This window comes from Sulfurospirillum tamanense (assembly GCF_016937535.1).
Taxonomy (GTDB): Bacteria; Campylobacterota; Campylobacteria; order Campylobacterales; family Campylobacteraceae; genus Sulfurospirillum_B; species Sulfurospirillum_B tamanense.
Genome location: NZ_JAFHKK010000003.1, coordinates 149,966 through 165,757, shown reverse-complemented (window position 1 = coordinate 165,757; position 15,792 = coordinate 149,966). Strand labels below are relative to the sequence as shown.

At 43.1% G+C, this 15,792-nt stretch carries 19 protein-coding genes; 17 read left to right on the top strand and 2 right to left on the bottom strand.

Going from position 1 to position 15,792, the window contains the following annotated elements; translation table 11 throughout:
* Positions 1 to 220: 220 nt before the first annotated feature.
* Entirely contained in the window at positions 221 to 763 is a 543-nt protein-coding gene (locus JWV37_RS02860) for an isochorismatase family protein (protein WP_205458139.1), read from the bottom strand.
* A 186-nt stretch (positions 764 to 949) separates the two neighbouring features.
* On the opposite strand from JWV37_RS02860, the gene pyk reads away from it, so the two are divergent.
* A complete protein-coding gene (gene pyk / locus JWV37_RS02855) occupies positions 950 to 2,395 on the top strand; it encodes a pyruvate kinase (RefSeq protein ID WP_205458138.1) in 1,446 nt (481 codons plus the stop codon).
* Positions 2,396 to 2,425: 30 nt separating this feature from the next.
* Here the strand turns inward: pyk and JWV37_RS02850 are convergent, their stop codons facing one another.
* Positions 2,426 to 2,998 carry a c-type cytochrome gene (locus tag JWV37_RS02850; RefSeq protein WP_205458137.1) on the bottom strand — a complete coding sequence of 191 codons (573 nt, stop codon included), beginning with the start codon at positions 2,996 to 2,998 and terminating at the stop codon, positions 2,426 to 2,428.
* 156 nt (positions 2,999 to 3,154) lie between these two features.
* On the opposite strand from JWV37_RS02850, the gene JWV37_RS02845 reads away from it, so the two are divergent.
* The 16 genes from JWV37_RS02845 to atpC all read left to right on the top strand — a co-directional run bounded on the left by JWV37_RS02845 (position 3,155) and on the right by atpC (position 15,753).
* Entirely contained in the window at positions 3,155 to 4,066 is a 912-nt protein-coding gene (locus JWV37_RS02845) for a methylenetetrahydrofolate reductase (RefSeq protein WP_205458136.1), read from the top strand.
* Positions 4,067 to 4,182: 116 nt separating this feature from the next.
* Positions 4,183 to 4,491 carry a 50S ribosomal protein L21 gene (rplU, locus tag JWV37_RS02840; RefSeq protein ID WP_205458135.1) on the top strand — a complete coding sequence of 103 codons (309 nt, stop codon included), beginning with the start codon at positions 4,183 to 4,185 and terminating at the stop codon, positions 4,489 to 4,491.
* Positions 4,492 to 4,500: 9 nt separating this feature from the next.
* Complete coding sequence (rpmA, locus tag JWV37_RS02835) at positions 4,501 to 4,755, top strand: 50S ribosomal protein L27 (RefSeq protein WP_205458134.1); 255 nt, start codon at positions 4,501 to 4,503, stop codon at positions 4,753 to 4,755.
* Between the two features lie 87 nt (positions 4,756 to 4,842).
* On the top strand, positions 4,843 to 5,952 hold the full coding sequence (gene obgE, locus JWV37_RS02830; protein WP_205458133.1) for a GTPase ObgE: 1,110 nt from the start codon (positions 4,843 to 4,845) through the stop codon (positions 5,950 to 5,952).
* A complete protein-coding gene (gene proB, locus JWV37_RS02825) occupies positions 5,933 to 6,703 on the top strand; it encodes a glutamate 5-kinase (RefSeq protein ID WP_205458132.1) in 771 nt (256 codons plus the stop codon). The genes obgE and proB overlap by 20 nt, the downstream gene beginning before the upstream one ends.
* On the top strand, positions 6,703 to 7,620 hold the full coding sequence (fmt, locus tag JWV37_RS02820; RefSeq protein ID WP_205458131.1) for a methionyl-tRNA formyltransferase: 918 nt from the start codon (positions 6,703 to 6,705) through the stop codon (positions 7,618 to 7,620). Before proB ends, fmt begins: the two co-directional genes overlap by 1 nt.
* Entirely contained in the window at positions 7,601 to 8,236 is a 636-nt protein-coding gene (locus JWV37_RS02815; protein WP_205458130.1) for a biotin--[acetyl-CoA-carboxylase] ligase, read from the top strand. The genes fmt and JWV37_RS02815 overlap by 20 nt, the downstream gene beginning before the upstream one ends.
* Positions 8,233 to 9,018 (top strand): ParA family protein, encoded by a 786-nt coding sequence (locus tag JWV37_RS02810; RefSeq protein ID WP_205458129.1) that lies wholly within the window; start codon positions 8,233 to 8,235, stop codon positions 9,016 to 9,018. Before JWV37_RS02815 ends, JWV37_RS02810 begins: the two co-directional genes overlap by 4 nt.
* 1 nt (position 9,019) lies before the next feature.
* Complete coding sequence (locus tag JWV37_RS02805; protein ID WP_205458128.1) at positions 9,020 to 9,877, top strand: ParB/RepB/Spo0J family partition protein; 858 nt, start codon at positions 9,020 to 9,022, stop codon at positions 9,875 to 9,877.
* 121 nt (positions 9,878 to 9,998) lie between these two features.
* Positions 9,999 to 10,421 carry a FoF1 ATP synthase subunit B' gene (locus tag JWV37_RS02800; protein ID WP_205458127.1) on the top strand — a complete coding sequence of 141 codons (423 nt, stop codon included), beginning with the start codon at positions 9,999 to 10,001 and terminating at the stop codon, positions 10,419 to 10,421.
* 16 nt (positions 10,422 to 10,437) lie between these two features.
* A complete protein-coding gene (locus tag JWV37_RS02795) occupies positions 10,438 to 10,953 on the top strand; it encodes a F0F1 ATP synthase subunit B (RefSeq protein WP_240331971.1) in 516 nt (171 codons plus the stop codon).
* Positions 10,953 to 11,483, top strand: a complete 531-nt coding sequence (locus JWV37_RS02790) for a F0F1 ATP synthase subunit delta (protein ID WP_205458126.1) — start codon at positions 10,953 to 10,955, stop codon at positions 11,481 to 11,483. Before JWV37_RS02795 ends, JWV37_RS02790 begins: the two co-directional genes overlap by 1 nt.
* A 30-nt stretch (positions 11,484 to 11,513) precedes the next feature.
* Complete coding sequence (atpA, locus tag JWV37_RS02785; RefSeq protein WP_205458151.1) at positions 11,514 to 13,019, top strand: F0F1 ATP synthase subunit alpha; 1,506 nt, start codon at positions 11,514 to 11,516, stop codon at positions 13,017 to 13,019.
* Between the two features lie 9 nt (positions 13,020 to 13,028).
* Positions 13,029 to 13,913 carry an ATP synthase F1 subunit gamma gene (atpG, locus tag JWV37_RS02780; protein WP_205458125.1) on the top strand — a complete coding sequence of 295 codons (885 nt, stop codon included), beginning with the start codon at positions 13,029 to 13,031 and terminating at the stop codon, positions 13,911 to 13,913.
* A gap of 32 nt (positions 13,914 to 13,945) precedes the next feature.
* The gene (gene atpD / locus JWV37_RS02775; protein ID WP_205458124.1) at positions 13,946 to 15,343 is read left to right on the top strand and encodes a F0F1 ATP synthase subunit beta; all 1,398 of its coding nucleotides are present in this window, start codon (positions 13,946 to 13,948) and stop codon (positions 15,341 to 15,343) included.
* Between the two features lie 20 nt (positions 15,344 to 15,363).
* Positions 15,364 to 15,753 carry an ATP synthase F1 subunit epsilon gene (gene atpC / locus JWV37_RS02770; RefSeq protein ID WP_205458123.1) on the top strand — a complete coding sequence of 130 codons (390 nt, stop codon included), beginning with the start codon at positions 15,364 to 15,366 and terminating at the stop codon, positions 15,751 to 15,753.
* Positions 15,754 to 15,792: the final 39 nt, after the last annotated feature.

Below are 15,792 nucleotides of genomic sequence, written 5' to 3'. Positions count from 1 at the left end.
GGACTTCATCAAAAGATTCACAATAAAAGCTTTCGTCGATATGTTGCTCTAAAAATGCAAAGGTTTCTTTAAAGATATGGGTAGATGTTGACATTCAAATCCTCGTGACGTAATGGCGCGCATTTTACTGTTTTTGACATTTATGTGCTATTAATTAGCCAGTCTGCTTGCGCTTTTGGGGCACAAGCAGCGGTTTGATGGCGCGCGGTTTTGCAAAAAATTATTTGATGAGGGCGCTGATTGCTTTGAACGTGGGTTCTTTTGAGCTTTTGCACAATTCAAACAAAATAGACTCCAGTGTTGAAAGCACAACACCTGAGTGCGCCATGCGTTTTAGGGCAATGTCATGGTCAAGGGTTTTTCGCGAACTTACGCAATCTACCACCACCACAGGCAATACTCCGCTAGCGAGCAAATCCAAGCACGTTTGTAAAATGCACACGTGGGTTTCGGCGCCTACAACAACAACGACTTTTTTTCCACTCTCAAGAACATGGGTGAGGGTCGGTGTGTTTTGGCAACAGCTAAAGGTGGCCTTTTCGTAACATTTAACACCTTCGAGCAATGTTTTTATGGAAGGAAGGGTTTCACCAAGGCCTTTGCGGTATTGCTCATTTAGCACTGTAGGAACACCAAGATGCTTAAAGCCCTCAATAAGCTTGGCAATGTTCTCGACCAACGCAACGGAGTTGGCAACATGAGGAATGAGACGCTCTTGAACATCAACGACCATCAAAAGGGTGTTTTCTTTTTCAATACGCATGGGTTCTCCTTTACATGTAGCGTGGATTATTGTAGCAAAAGGTGCCTGTGAAAGAAAACGTTTACTGTTTTTTAAATCAATGTATGTTATTTTGTTACTTTTTATTCACCATCTTTACATGTAAAGATTTTGTAATGGGTTCGTGTTAGGATAGTGCATACAATATCACTTCTTAGGAGTTTGTCAATGGAAAAACGTACAAAAATTTTGGCTACTGTGGGTCCAGCAAGCGATAGTATTGAAACACTTTGCGGGCTTATTTTAGCAGGTGTTAATGTCTTTCGCCTTAACTTTAGCCACGGTTCGCATGAATACCACGAGGCTACTTTGGAAAAAATTCGTCAAGCAGAACAGCAAACAGGCAAAAAAGTTGGTGTTTTGCAAGACATTTGTGGCCCAAAAATTCGCGTTGGAAAACTTGAAACAGAGTTTTCTCTCAAGGAGGGCGATACTCTTGAATTTGTGCGCGGCGAAATCGTGGGAAAACAAAAGAGTGAAGGCGTGTATGAGCTTAGCATTAATCAACCTCAAATTCTTACGCTATTGAACGTAGATGAGTACATCTATTTGTACGATGGCATGATTCGCACCAGAGTTGTGGAGGCGGGTGAACGGATTGTTGCGCGTGTGGAAAACAGTGGCAAGCTCGCCTCCAACAAAGGGGTCAATTTTCCCAATACGAAGTTAAATATAGATGTCATTACGCCCAAAGATGAGCGCGATATGCTCTGGGCAATTGCCCATGATATTGATTTTATTGCTGTTTCTTTTGTGCAACGCGCCCAAGACATGGTGCGCGCACGGGAAATTTTGGATGCCAATGGAGGCAAGATACAACTCTTTGCTAAAATTGAAAAATTTGATGCGGTAGAGAATATTGATGCTATTTTGGACGCGAGCGACGGATTGATGGTTGCTAGAGGAGACTTGGGCATCGAAGTGCCTTATTACAAAGTCCCTAGTATTCAAAAGCGTATTATTAAAAAAGCTAACGCCGCCTCAAAGCCTGTTATTACAGCCACGCAAATGCTTTTATCGATGGCGCAAAACGAAACAGCTACCCGCGCAGAGATTAGCGATGTGGCCAATGCCGTGTTGGACGGGACGGACGCCGTGATGCTCTCGGAGGAGAGCGCCATTGGTAAAAACCCTGTTAAAGTTGTCGAAACAATGGCGGCTACCATCAAAGAGACCGAAAGCGTTTACCCCTATGGCAAGTTTGATAAATTTGAATACCTAGATGAAACAGATATGATTGCCTCTTCAACAGCGCGTCTTGCTGTGGAGCTTAACGCCAGAGCCATTATGTCCCTTACAGGCTCTGGGCAATCTGCGAAAAAAATGGCAAGATACCGCACAAGCGTGGATATTTACGCCGTAACACACGATGAAAAAACGGCACGTTCATTGACGATAGCATGGGGCGTTGAACCCATTATGACGGTGGAAAAAACCAGCCTTAACCTTATGTTGGCCACTGCGGTTCAAAAAGCAGTAAAGTTAGGGTTTGTTGACCCTGAAAAAACTTATGTGGCGACCGCAGGGTACCCTACTGGTGTGGCGGGAAGTACTAACTATATTCGTATTTTGAAAAAAGATCAAATAGATTATTACACCAACATGGTCATTTAAAACCCTCCCAAGCCATAACAAGAAATCTTGTTATGGCTTGGCGTAAAATTGGGCTAAGGCTCCAATCTCTTTTTTTGTTAAATTCCTTACCTGTGTTTGCATCATTGCTTTCATGGCACCACCGTAAGTACCCTCTTGGTATCCCAAAAGAGAATCTTTGATCTCTTGAGACGTCATTTCATTGAGAATTTTGCTGCGCCCTAGGGCAACTTTTTCTCCCTTTGCTCCATGGCAAGTGGCACAGGCATTTGCTTTTTGGGGTGCGGATTTTTCGCTCACCATGAGTGTAGATGTTGTGGCTTCAAGGGTTTCTTGAATCTTTTCATTTCCTTCTTGTGCTGTTTGCGCTAAACGTTCAGAGAGCTCTTTGTTGGTCTCTTCCAGTTTTTTAGCCACTTCCTCTTGCGCAGGGGTTAGCGCTTGGGCAATTTGTTTTTCAATGTCGTCTTTCTCTTGTGCTGCCTCTTTTTTGGGAGAATCACTAGCAACAGAAGGGCTTGCCTGGGTGGTTGTGGTGGGAGGAGTGTGGGTCGAAGCCTCTTTTTTGTCGCAGCCACTTAGGAATAAAGTAGAAATAATAAGTCCAGCAACCAGATACTGCATGGGGGTCTCCTTGATGGGGTAAAAACGAAAACACTTAAGGTGTCTTCGTTTTGAGTGTTATGTACAGCAACTTAACATAGCCCGTCTTAAAAACAAAGCAAAAGCAAAAGCTAAGTCAGAGCAAGTAAAATACGCCACACTTAAAAGGAGAATGTTGTGGAACAGATTCATCAAAGACAGGCGGGCATTGTGCTGTATGGTCTTACGCCCCCTAAGGCCACTAACACGCCTAGCCAAATTCAAGAGATTGCTGCACGGCAGTGCGCACGATTAAAAAATAGCACTATTGATGGTGTGGTGGTGTATGATTTACAAGATGAGGCCCAGCGCACCAATCAAGAGCGCCCCTTTCCTTTTTTGGAGACCATTGACCCAGCAACATACGCTTCTTCTTATCTCAAGGAATTGTCTACCCCTTCTATTTTATACCGAGCAATAGGAAAATACACCAAAGCCCAAACCCAAGCTTGGCTTGAAGAGCACAATAATGCTGCGGCCTTATGTGTATTTGTGGGGGCAGCTTCACGTACGCAGCAGATGACGCTTAGCATGCAAGAAGCGTACGCTTTGAAACGAGAGGTAGCACCAGATTTGCTGCTTGGGGGTATTGCTATCCCAGAGCGGCACATGAAAAAACATGATGAACATGAGCGCGTGGTCCGTAAAGTTGAAGAGGGATGTAGTTTTTTTGTGACCCAAGCCGTGTATGATTTGGAGGCATCTAAGCGCTTTTTGGATGATTATGTGGCGCTTTCTCAGGCTAAAAACCTTCCCTTGGTGCCTATCGTTTTTACCCTTACGCCATGCGGATCGGAAAAAACCCTTACGTTCATGAAATGGCTAGGGATTCATATCCCCTCCATGCTAGAAGAGATGCTTTTGGCTTCAGATGATATGCTGGGGGGATCGATGGCGCATATCCGCTATGTGGCAAAAATGCTTTACATGTACGGCACTGCCAAGGGTGTTCCTGTTGGGTTTAATATAGAAAGTGTGGCTATCCGTAAGGCAGAAATTGAAGCTTCCATCGCTTTGATTGATGAGGTGCGCGCAATTATTTTAAACTAGGCTTAATTTTTTTTTGGCTATTATGCGCCTCTTATATGCCATTTAGGTGCTCCAAAATCTTTCTTGAAATTTTCAAAAAGTGCCCTATGGTAATCCAAAATTCTTAAGGATTAGCAATGTACGCTATCATTAAAAACGGCGGCAAGCAATACAAAGTGCAAGAAGGCGACTTTTTAAATGTCGATAAACTTGACGCTGCCCCGAAAGACGTAATCGAGGTTACGGAAGTGCTTGCCATTAACAATGGTGAGTTGACGGTGGGAACACCATTGGTAGAAGGCGCAAAAGTAACACTTGAAGTAGTTACTTCTGGTAAAGATAAAAAAGTTGTTATTTATAAAAAGCGACGACGAAAAGACTCTAAACTCAAGCGCGGTTTCCGCCGTGAGTTTACCCGAGTTAAAGTCGTAAAAATCGCGAGCTAAGGAGAAACAATGGCACATAAGAAAGGTCAAGGTAGTACCCAGAATAACCGAGACTCCGCCGGTCGTCGGCTTGGTGTAAAAAAATTCGGTGGAGAATTTGTACGAGCTGGCAACATTATCATTCGTCAGCGTGGCACAAAAACACATAAGGGCAGCAACGTAGGTATGGGCACAGACCATACCCTTTACGCGTTGGTTGACGGCTATGTGAAGTTTGAGCGCAAAGACCGCGACAGAAAAAAAGTTTCTGTTTACCCCGCATAGTTCACTTTCTCTCATGGGTAGGCTTGGCCTACCCGTCCTCGTTTTGTTTCATACTATTTCGTTCTTACATGTAAAAAAGGTAGACCCATGTTTATAGATACCGTTGAACTAACCCTGAGCGCAGGCAAAGGTGGCCCCGGTGCCGTTTCATTTCGGCGCGAGAAGCACGTCATTATGGGCGGACCTGATGGCGGCGATGGCGGCCGAGGTGGGGATATTGTCCTGTGTGTTGATAACAATACTCACACCCTTTCCCATTTTAAAGGAAAGCGCGCACTGAAAGCAAAAAATGGCGAAGCGGGCATGGGGCGAAATATGTATGGCAAAAAAGGCGAATCCCTTGAAGTCATCATTCCTCCAGGAACACAGATTCTTGATCAAGAGAACGGCGAAGTGCTTATGGATTTGGTGGAACATGGGCAAAAGGTTGTTTTTTTAGAAGGCGGCATGGGCGGTCTTGGAAACACCCATTTTAAAAACTCTGTGAACCAGCGTCCCACCCATTCACAACCGGGTAAACCAGGCCAGATTAAAGCCGTGCGTTTGGAGCTTAAGCTTATTGCTGATGTGGGCTTGGTGGGGTTTCCTAATGTGGGTAAATCCACGCTCATTTCTACCCTTTCAAACGCTACGCCTGAGATTGCTAACTATGAATTTACAACCCTAACACCCAAGCTTGGCATGGTTGAGGTGGATATGTACAATTCCTACGTGATGGCCGATATTCCTGGCATCATTGAAGGAGCCAGCGAGGGCAGAGGCTTGGGGCTTGAATTCTTGCGTCACATTGAGCGGACAAAATGCTTGCTTTTTATGATAGATTTGGCTAATTACCGACCTTTGATTGAGCAGTATGAAACGTTAAAGCAAGAACTTGTCAAGTACTCTTCGTTGCTTTCTTCGCGCTATTTTGCTATTGCCTTAACGCGCTACGATGGGGCTTATAGTGAAAATATTGCAGGCGATATCGAGGCATTTTTAGCGCACTTGAAGTTAGAAGTTTGCCCGCCGAAAGAGCGCTATCGACTCACGGGAGAGCTCCCTTCCTATTTCCAAGATTACCATGAGTTTGACGCCAAAAAGCCTTATTTTGTATTGCCACTTTCTTCGGTAACCCATGGAAATACAGAGGCCCTTCGTTTTGCGCTTTCCGATTTAGTTCAAAAGGTACGAGAAGATGAAACGCGTTGTTGTTAAAGTTGGCACCCATGTTTTGAGCGAACAAAATCACCTTAGCCGCGAGCGTATGTTTAATCTTGTGGAGTTTTTGGTGGCGCTGATGGAAAAATATGAGGTGATTTTGGTCTCCTCTGCCGCGATTGCTGCTGGCTACACGAGGCTTAAATTGGATAAAAGTATCCTTGGAAATCGCCAAGCCCTTGCTGCTATTGGCCAGCCTTATTTGATTGAGACGTATAACAAAAAGCTTTCGCATTTTTCTAAAATGGGGGCTCAAGTGCTTATTACTGCAGAAGATTTTGACTCGCGCAAACGCACTAAAAATGCACAAAATGTCATTAATGCCTTGATAGGGCAAGGTGTTTTGCCTATCATTAATGAAAATGATGCTACGGCCACGGAAGAGATTGTTTTTGGAGACAACGACCAACTTTCTGCGCATGTGGCTCACTATTTTGATGCGGATATTTTAGTAATTTTATCGGATATTGACGGTTATTACGACAAAGATCCCCGCAAGAACTCCGATGCCAAAATGCGCAAGATTGTTCATGAAATTAAAGAAGAAGAGCTGCATTTACCCTTTTCTCCGGGCACTGAATTTGCCACAGGAGGCATTGTTACTAAGCTTAAAGCCGCTAATTTTTTACTCCAACGCAAGGGCGCTATGTTTATGGCAAGTGGCTTTGAACTCAAAGACGTGTACAGTTTTTTGCTTCACGATAAGCACGAAGGGGGAACCCTATTTTGCCCTCCAAGGGAGGCGTAATGCGCGTGGTGTTTATGGGAACACCCGAGTATGCAACGTCTATCCTTGAGGCTCTTTTGGGGTGGGATGAGTGTCAGGTTGTGGGCGTGTTTACACAACCTGACAAGCCTGCGGGACGCAATAAACTCCTGAAGCCACCCCATGTCAAAGAGTGCCTTCTTAATGGGCATCCTTTGATTCCGCTGTTTCAACCCTCTTCGCTAAAACTTCCTGAAATTCAAGAAACACTGCGAGCCTTATCGCCTGATGTGATTGTGGTGGCTGCTTACGGACAGCTTTTGCCTCAATCTGTGTTGGACATTGCCCCTTGTATTAATCTCCACGCCTCACTGCTTCCAAGATACCGAGGCGCAAGCCCTATTCAAGCAGCACTTTTGGCGGGCGATGCTTATACGGGAGTAACCGCTATGCTAATGGACAAGGGATTGGACACGGGTGCTATGATTGGCTATGCTTACCTTTCTTTAGACCCACACATAAAAGCACCAGAAGTTTTTGAAGCTTTAGCAGCGTGTGCGGCCACATTAACTTTAAGAACCCTTCAGCAGCTAGATGCCGTGTTTCCCTTGCCTCAACACAATGCCCTAGCATCCTATGCACCGAAAATTTCAAAAGCACAAGGGATTGTAGATTTTTCATCGAGCAGTACCGTGTTGTGCCGAAAATTTCAAGCACTAACACCATGGCCGGGCCTTTGGTTATCTAGTGGCCTTAAGCTTTTGGAGCTTTGTGTGGAGTCCAGTACGGGCGGGTACCAACCTGGAGAGATTCTTGCATTAGATAAAGAAGGTGCAGTCATAGGATGTTCACAAGGGAGCGTGCGCGTTTGCTATGTGCAGGCGCCTTCAAAGAAGCCTTTACATGTAAAGGATTATTTGGCAGGAAAAAGGAGTGGCGTTGGAGCATTACTTTCTTGAATCAACCCCTTCAACCCATCAGTATGTCTTAGAGGGATTAAAAAATAACACTTTGCAACCCCCTGTTGTGATAACAGCGAGAGAGCAAACGCAGGGAGTGGGAAGCCGAGGCAACCAATGGGAAGGCGGAAGTGGCAATCTTTTTTTGAGTTTGTGTGTAAAGGAGGAACATCTTCCAAAGGATTTGCCTTTGGCGTCTGTTTCGATCTATTTTGGGATGATAGCAAAACAGATTCTTTGCGACGCAGGTTCGAGGGCATGGGTAAAATGGCCCAATGACTTGTATGTGGAAAGCCAGAAAATTGGCGGGATAATGAGCATTAAGACGGGAGCGTGCATCGTTGTTTCTATGGGCATCAATTTAAAGACATCAACCCCGCCATTTGGGGTTTTAGACACCGTTTTAGAGGCTCAAGGATTTTTAGAATCTTTTTTGCACAGACTTTCGGCCTTGCCCTCGTGGAAGAATATTTTTAGTAAATATAAGTTAGAATTCGAGCATAGCAAAGTATCAACATGTCATATTGGCGAAGAGAAAGTCTCTTTACGCGAGGCGCTCTTGTGTAGTGATGGCTCGATTCAGATTGGAAACAAAAAGGTGTACAGCTTACGATGAGTGAAATAATCGCAATTGCCAACCAAAAGGGTGGCGTAGGAAAGACAACCACGGCGGTGAACCTTGCAGCATCTTTGGCTGTTGCCGAAAAGCGTGTGTTGCTGATAGATATCGACCCCCAAGCTAACGCCACAACAGGCATGGGATTTAGCCGCAATGATTACGAGTTTAACATTTATCACGTGCTTATTGGTCGCAAGCGCATGTCTCAAATTATCCTAAAAACTTCCCTGCCAACACTCCATTTGGCTCCCTCGAATATCGGCCTTGTTGGTGTTGAAAAAGAATTTTATGATAACAAAACCAAGGGAAGAGAGCTTATTTTAAAAACAAAAATTGAAGAAATTGCCGATCAATACGACTATATTATTATTGACTCACCACCTGCTCTTGGCAGTATCACAATCAACGCGTTGGGCGCTGCAAACTCTATCATCATACCAATCCAGTGCGAATTTTATGCTTTAGAAGGGTTGGCACAACTTCTAAACACCGTAAAACTGATTAAGAAAACAATTAATCCAAAATTGGAAATAAAAGGGTTTTTGCCAACGATGTTTAGCATTCAAAATAACCTCTCAAAGCAAGTGTTTGCTGATTTGAAACAACATTTCAAAAGCAAACTTTTTGTAGATAAGCAAGGAGGAGATTATGTTGTTATTCCGCGCAACGTAAAGTTAGCAGAATCCCCAAGCTTTGGAAAACCTATCATCCTTTATGATATCAAATCGCCAGGCTCCCAAGCATACCAAGATTTGGCTCAATCGATTATGGTAAGTTAGTATGGCTAAAAAAGCATTAGGAAGAGGACTTGGGGCTATTATTGGTGATGTTGAAGATGCTTACAACCAAGAGCTGAATGGACACAGTGCGGATTTGGTGCGCGAGATTGAAATAAATGCTATTCGTCCCAATCCTTTTCAGCCTCGTACTCACTTTGATGAAACTGCACTGGAAGAGCTTTCAAGATCAATAAAAAAACATGGGCTTTTGCAGCCTATTTTGGTTGTTGAAAAAGAAGACGGTTACATGTTGCTTGCAGGTGAGCGACGACTGCGGGCAAGTAAGCTTGCTGGCGTTGAATACATCAAAGCAATTGTGGCAGATATTGCTTCAGAGAATTTGCGTGAGCTTGCGCTTATTGAAAATATTCAGCGCGAAAACCTTAACCCTGTTGAGCTGGCCAATGCTTACTATGAGCTTATTGAAGAATACGCCATTACGCAAGAGGGACTTTCAGAAATTATTCATAAAAGCCGCACCCAAATTACAAATACCCTGCGATTGTTGAGTCTGAGTGAACAAACAAAGCGCTACATTAGTGAGGGAAAAATTTCTCAAGGGCATGCAAAAATTATTGTTGGATTAAGTCCCGAAGAAGAAGAAAAAGTTGTGCAAACCATCTTGGGTCAAAAGTTGAGTGTGCGTGATACAGAAACACTTATTAAACGCCTAAAAGAAGGGAAAACGGCTAGCAAAAAAACTTCAAAACCTGAAATTTCACCACTGCTTTCATCTGCAAAAGAGCGCCTTCAGGGGTTTGGATTAAAGGTGAAAGTGTCCAATAATTCTATTGCTATTGCTTTTAAAAATGAAAGAGAGATTGAAGATTTTCTTAACAAAATGTCACAGATTATTTAATTTTAATAAAATTTTTTCTTTAACTATGTTAGAATCCGGTCGACTTTAACAAAGTGCTCGATACCAATCCACCGTATTTTGATTTTTGTCTTAGGTGTTTATCAATACAAGGAGTAAGCTCATGTTGGATATTAGTCCGGCGCTGTTGTTGGTGGCAGTAGCTGTTTTTCTAGTTATGTTGGTTTTGCTAAACAAAATGTTGTACCGCCCTCTTTTGGAATTTATTCATAATAGGGACAGTGCAATTGCAAACGACTATGAGAATGCTGGAAAAAATACTAGCGATATTAATGCGTATCAAGAAGAAGCAGAGCGCATTATCAGGGAAGCCAAAGCAGAAGCCGTAAGGGTGCGTGCAGATTTTATTCAAGAGTTCAAAGATGCTGCTTTAAAAAAAGTTGAACAACGCAAAGCAGAGCTCGAAGAAGAGTATACGGCGTTTTTGGAAGGCTTGGATAAAGAGCGCGTTGAGCTCAAGAGTGGGTTATTGGCACAAATGCCTCTTTTTAAAGAGAGTGTTCAGTCAAAACTCAATCAAATTTAAGATAAGGAGACAGAGTATGACCATGATACGATACTTTCTTCTGTTTGCTAGCCCCGCTGTTTTATTTGCGGCTGGTAGCGGCAGCGGAGAGTATGATATTGTACCTCGCGCAATTAACTTTGCTATCTTTGCCGCTATACTTTATTATCTTTTGGCAGAGCCAATTAAGTCCGCCTACTTTCAGCGAATCAATGGAATTGCAGAAAGTTTGGACTCCATCCAGCAAAAGCTTAAAGAATCAAAAGCGAGAAAAGAAGAGGCGTTGAGTCGGGTTGAAGAGGCAAAAGTTTCTGCAAAGTCCCTTATCCAGACAACAAAAAAAGAGGTTGAAATTTTAAAACAGAAGTTTCAAAAAGAGCTTGCACAAGAGTTGGAAAATTTAGATAAAACGCATAATGAGCAAGTTGAAATTGAAAGGCGACGTATGACGCGTGTGGCTGTTTCTGAGGTTATGGATGAAATATTCCAAGGAGATGCAGCAACTCTGGACCGCGATAAGTTTGTCCATATCGTCTTAAGGAAGGTGGCCTAATGAGAGAATTGGTGGCAAAAAAATATGTAAACGCTCTCATGCAAACTCTTGGGGATAATGAACTGGAAGCTTTCTCTTCTGCTTTGCAGGAAATGTGTATGGCTTATGAGGTTGAAAAATTTCAAACTATTATCCATTCTTGTGAGGTAAGTTCTAAACAAAAAGAAGAGCTTCTTCTTTCAATGATTTCAGAGCCTCAGCTTAAGCTAGTGAATCTTATTAAACTATTGAGCATGCATGATAGACTTGGAATTTTACCCGAGATAAAACAAGGGCTTGATTATCAAATGTCAATCAAAAATAACCGTTTTGTGGGCTCGGTTGTAGGTTCATTTGAGCTTACCAAGAGTCAACTGGAGAATCTTGAGGCGAGCTTTGGTAAAAAATTTGGTGCCACAATTCACTTGACTTCTAAAAAAAGTGAGTACCCAGGTATTAAAATTGAACTTGAGGATCTTGGGGTTGAGGTAAGTTTTTCGGTTGAGCGGTTAAAGTCTCAACTTACAGAACACATATTAAAAGCAATATAAGCGGTAAGGAGTAAATACGTGGGAGCAAAAATGAAGGCTGATGAAATCAGCTCAATCATCAAAGAGCGGATTGAAAATTTTGATCTAAATGTTGATGTAGAGGAGACAGGAAAAGTACTTTCCACAGCAGACGGCGTTGCTAATGTCTATGGACTCAAAAATGTTATGGCCGGCGAGATGGTTGAGTTTGAAAATGGCGAAAGTGGTATGGCACTAAACCTTGAAGAATCAAGTGTTGGTGTTGTTGTTTTGGGAAGTGGAAAAGGAATTCAAGAAGGCTCCTCTGTTAAGCGGCTTGGAAAATTATTGCGCGTGCCAGTGGGTGATGCGATGATTGGACGTGTTGTTAATCCGTTGGGCGAGCCTATCGACGCTAAAGGACCAATTGAGGCCTCTGAAACACGCTTTGTAGAAGAAAAGGCCCCAGGAATTATGGCAAGAAAGTCTGTTCATGAGCCGCTTCAGACTGGACTTAAAGCTATTGATGCGCTTGTTCCGATTGGCCGTGGACAGCGCGAGCTTATTATTGGTGACCGACAAACAGGCAAAACAACTGTAGCTGTAGACACCATCATTAACCAAAAAGGGCAAGATGTCGTCTGTATTTATGTTGCTATTGGACAAAAGCAATCTACAGTCGCTCAAGTGGTCAAAAAGCTTGAAGAGCATGGAGCAATGGACTATACAATCGTTGTAAATGCGGGTGCTAGCGACTCCGCCGCTTTACAATTTTTGGCACCATATGCTGGGGTGACAATGGGTGAGTATTTTAGAGATAATTCACGACATGCGCTTATTGTTTATGATGACCTTTCCAAGCATGCGGTTGCTTACCGTGAAATGTCTCTTATTTTAAGACGTCCTCCGGGTCGCGAAGCCTATCCTGGTGATGTTTTTTACCTTCACTCACGATTGCTTGAGCGCGCTGCCAAGGTTAACGATTCTTTAGGTGCTGGCTCTTTGACGGCACTGCCAATTATTGAAACTCAGGCAGGGGACGTATCCGCCTATATTCCAACAAACGTGATTTCTATCACTGACGGACAGATTTTTCTTGAGTCTGATTTGTTCAACTCGGGTATTCGTCCTGCTATTAACGTTGGTCTTTCTGTTTCACGTGTTGGGGGTGCTGCTCAAATCAAGGCAACAAAACAAGTTTCTGGAACATTGCGACTAGACCTTGCACAATACCGTGAGCTTCAAGCTTTTGCTCAGTTTGCAAGCGACTTGGATGAGTCAAGCCGTAAGCAACTAGAGCGCGGGCAGCGCATGGTTGAGATTCTAAAACAACCGCCCTACTCACCGCTTCCTGTTGAAAAGCAGGTATTGTTGATTTATGCGGGATCAAGGGGTTATTTGGATGATATTGAAGTAAGTGATGTGGGTGCGTTTGAAGTAGAGCTTTACCCCTTTATTGAAGCTAAATATCCAGAAATTTTAGAGCAAATTCGAAGTAAGAAAGTGCTTGACAAAGAAATTGAAGATTTACTATCAAAGGCATTGAACGAGTTTAAGACGACCTTTGCTGTAAAGTAAGGATGCTTCATGGCTAATTTAAAAGAAATTAAGAGAAAAATCAAGAGTGTTCAGAATACGCAAAAGACAACGCGTGCCATGAAACTTGTGTCGACGGCCAAGCTGCGAAAAGCAGAAGAGGTTGCAAAGCAGTCACGTGTGTATGCTGCAAAGATCAATGAAGTGCTTTCTGAGATTGCCTATAAGGTGAACCAGTACAAAAGTGGAAATCTTGAGAGCCGCTTTTTTCAACCTATTGAGCAGCCTTCGAAGATTGATATTATTTTTGTAACAGCAGATAAAGGTTTGTGTGGTGGCTTTAATGTTCAAACAATTAAAGCAGTAAAAAACCTACTTGAAACCCATAAGGCAAAGAAAGTAAAAGTGCGATTACGCGCAGTTGGTCGCAAGGGAATTGAATTTTTTAATTTTCAAGGCGTTGAATTGCTTAAGACATATGCGGGTGTGAGTTCTGCGCCTTCTTATGAAAAAGCACAAGAAATTATTGCTGATGCGATTGATGATTTTAGCAACGGGGTTACCGACGGTGTTGTTTTGGTTCATAATGGGTATATGAATATGATTTCCCAAGAACTAAAGATTAATGACATAGTTCCTGTTGATCCGCCAGCGGCGTCTAGTGATGCTGCCCTTTCTCTTATGGAGTTTGAGCCCGTTGGTGATGAAAAAATTCTCGAAGAATTGATGAAAAAATACTTTGAGTATAACATGTATTATGCACTTGTTGATTCGTTAGCAGCAGAGCACAGTGCTCGAATGCAAGCAATGGATAGTGCGACAAAAAATGCTAAAGAACGCGTTGAGGCGTTAAATATTGCTTACAACAAAGCAAGGCAAGAGTCTATTACCACTGAGCTTATTGAGATTATCAGTGGCGTCGAGTCAATGAAATAAATGCAGAGTGAACTATTAAAGGAGAGCATTCAATGAATGGAGTTATAAGCCAGATCATGGGTCCGGTGGTCGATGTTGATTTTAGCGGTTATCTTCCCAAAATCAACGAAGCGATCGTCGTCAATTATGAGGTAGAGGGCAAGCCGACAAAGCTTGTTTTAGAGGTGGCGGCGCACCTTGGTGATGGTCGAGTGCGAACTATTGCTATGGATATGAGCGAAGGGCTTACGCGAGGCCTTTTAGCTGTTGCTCAAGGTAGCCCAATTCAGGTGCCAGTTGGCGAAAAAGTTTTGGGTCGCATTTTAAATGTTATTGGCGAAGCAATTGATGAGGGTGAGCCTGTTGAAACTGAGACAAAATGGCCAATTCACCGTGATCCTCCTCTTTTTGAAGAACAAAGCACTAAATCTGAAATTTTTGAAACAGGCATTAAGGTTGTTGACCTTTTGGCCCCGTATTCAAAAGGTGGAAAAGTTGGCTTGTTTGGGGGCGCTGGTGTTGGAAAGACCGTTATTATTATGGAACTTATTCACAACGTTGCTTTTAAACACAGCGGCTATTCTGTATTTGCAGGCGTAGGCGAGCGAACGCGTGAAGGAAATGACCTTTACCATGAAATGAAAGATTCAAACGTTTTGGATAAAGTAGCCCTGTGCTACGGCCAAATGAATGAACCACCAGGGGCACGTAACCGTATTGCATTGACGGGTTTGACGATGGCTGAGTATTTTAGGGATGAGATGGGACTGGACGTATTGATGTTTATTGACAACATTTTCCGCTTTTCTCAATCTGGAGCAGAAATGTCAGCACTCCTTGGGCGTATCCCTTCCGCGGTAGGCTATCAGCCGACCCTTGCAAGTGAAATGGGACGCTTTCAAGAGCGCATTACATCAACCAAAAAAGGTTCTATTACTTCTGTTCAAGCGGTTTATGTTCCTGCGGATGACTTGACTGACCCAGCGCCTGCAACAGTATTTGCACACCTTGATGCAACAACAGTTCTAAACCGTTCGATTGCTGAAAAAGGAATTTATCCTGCAGTTGATCCTTTGGATTCAAGTTCACGTATGCTTGATCCGCAAATTCTTGGAGAAGATCACTATCAGGTTGCTAGAGGCGTTCAGGCTGTGCTTCAAAAATACAAAGATTTACAAGACATTATTGCTATTTTAGGTATGGATGAACTTAGCGAGGAAGATAAAATGGTTGTTGATCGTGCGCGTAAAATTGAAAAATTCCTTTCGCAACCTTTCTTTGTAGCAGAAGTTTTTACAGGAAGTCCAGGTAAGTATGTTACATTAGAAGAGTCCATTGCTGGATTTAAGGGCATCTTGGAAGGCAAATACGACGATATGCCTGAGAATGCATTCTATATGGTGGGTAGCATTGAAGAAGCGATTGCCAAAGCGGAAAAACTAAAAGGCTAATACCGCCTTAAGGATTTAGTATGAGCACATTAAAATTAGAAGTTGTCACTCCGCTTGGACTCATCTTTTCCCACGATGTTAAAGCGGTAACCCTCCCAGGGGTTGAGGGTGAGTTTGGTATCTTGCCAGGCCACGCCTCTTTCGTTTCTATGTTAAAAGCGGGAGTTATGGACATTGAATTGGAAAGCGGCAAGCACGATGTGGTTGCCGTGAACTGGGGATATGTTAAGGTGGATGAAGAGAAGGTTATTGTTTTGGCTGATGGGGCTGTTTCGGTTCGCGGCAGCAATGAAAGCGAGATTGCGGCCTCTATAGAAAATGCCAATAAACTCATTGAAAGCATGGGTGATTCTGAGACTTCTATTGCCTTGGCAAAAGCAAGAATTGAGAGTATTGCAAGATTGCGCTAATGAACATGGCCTCTGTTGATCTTTTCTTAAATTATATAT

Coding starts and splice junctions, on each gene's coding strand:
- atpC (WP_205458123.1), top strand. CDS start 15,364: ATGAGCACATTAAAATTAGAAGTTGTCACTCCGCTTGGACTCATCTTT.
- JWV37_RS02800 (WP_205458127.1), top strand. CDS start 9,999: ATGTTGGATATTAGTCCGGCGCTGTTGTTGGTGGCAGTAGCTGTTTTT.
- JWV37_RS02810 (WP_205458129.1), top strand. CDS start 8,233: ATGAGTGAAATAATCGCAATTGCCAACCAAAAGGGTGGCGTAGGAAAG.
- atpD (WP_205458124.1), top strand. CDS start 13,946: ATGAATGGAGTTATAAGCCAGATCATGGGTCCGGTGGTCGATGTTGAT.
- atpG (WP_205458125.1), top strand. CDS start 13,029: ATGGCTAATTTAAAAGAAATTAAGAGAAAAATCAAGAGTGTTCAGAAT.
- JWV37_RS02860 (WP_205458139.1), bottom strand. CDS start 763: ATGCGTATTGAAAAAGAAAACACCCTTTTGATGGTCGTTGATGTTCAA.
- proB (WP_205458132.1), top strand. CDS start 5,933: ATGAAACGCGTTGTTGTTAAAGTTGGCACCCATGTTTTGAGCGAACAA.
- pyk (WP_205458138.1), top strand. CDS start 950: ATGGAAAAACGTACAAAAATTTTGGCTACTGTGGGTCCAGCAAGCGAT.
- JWV37_RS02805 (WP_205458128.1), top strand. CDS start 9,020: ATGGCTAAAAAAGCATTAGGAAGAGGACTTGGGGCTATTATTGGTGAT.
- atpA (WP_205458151.1), top strand. CDS start 11,514: ATGAAGGCTGATGAAATCAGCTCAATCATCAAAGAGCGGATTGAAAAT.
- rpmA (WP_205458134.1), top strand. CDS start 4,501: ATGGCACATAAGAAAGGTCAAGGTAGTACCCAGAATAACCGAGACTCC.
- JWV37_RS02850 (WP_205458137.1), bottom strand. CDS start 2,998: ATGCAGTATCTGGTTGCTGGACTTATTATTTCTACTTTATTCCTAAGT.
- rplU (WP_205458135.1), top strand. CDS start 4,183: ATGTACGCTATCATTAAAAACGGCGGCAAGCAATACAAAGTGCAAGAA.
- JWV37_RS02790 (WP_205458126.1), top strand. CDS start 10,953: ATGAGAGAATTGGTGGCAAAAAAATATGTAAACGCTCTCATGCAAACT.
- JWV37_RS02795 (WP_240331971.1), top strand. CDS start 10,438: ATGACCATGATACGATACTTTCTTCTGTTTGCTAGCCCCGCTGTTTTA.
- fmt (WP_205458131.1), top strand. CDS start 6,703: ATGCGCGTGGTGTTTATGGGAACACCCGAGTATGCAACGTCTATCCTT.
- obgE (WP_205458133.1), top strand. CDS start 4,843: ATGTTTATAGATACCGTTGAACTAACCCTGAGCGCAGGCAAAGGTGGC.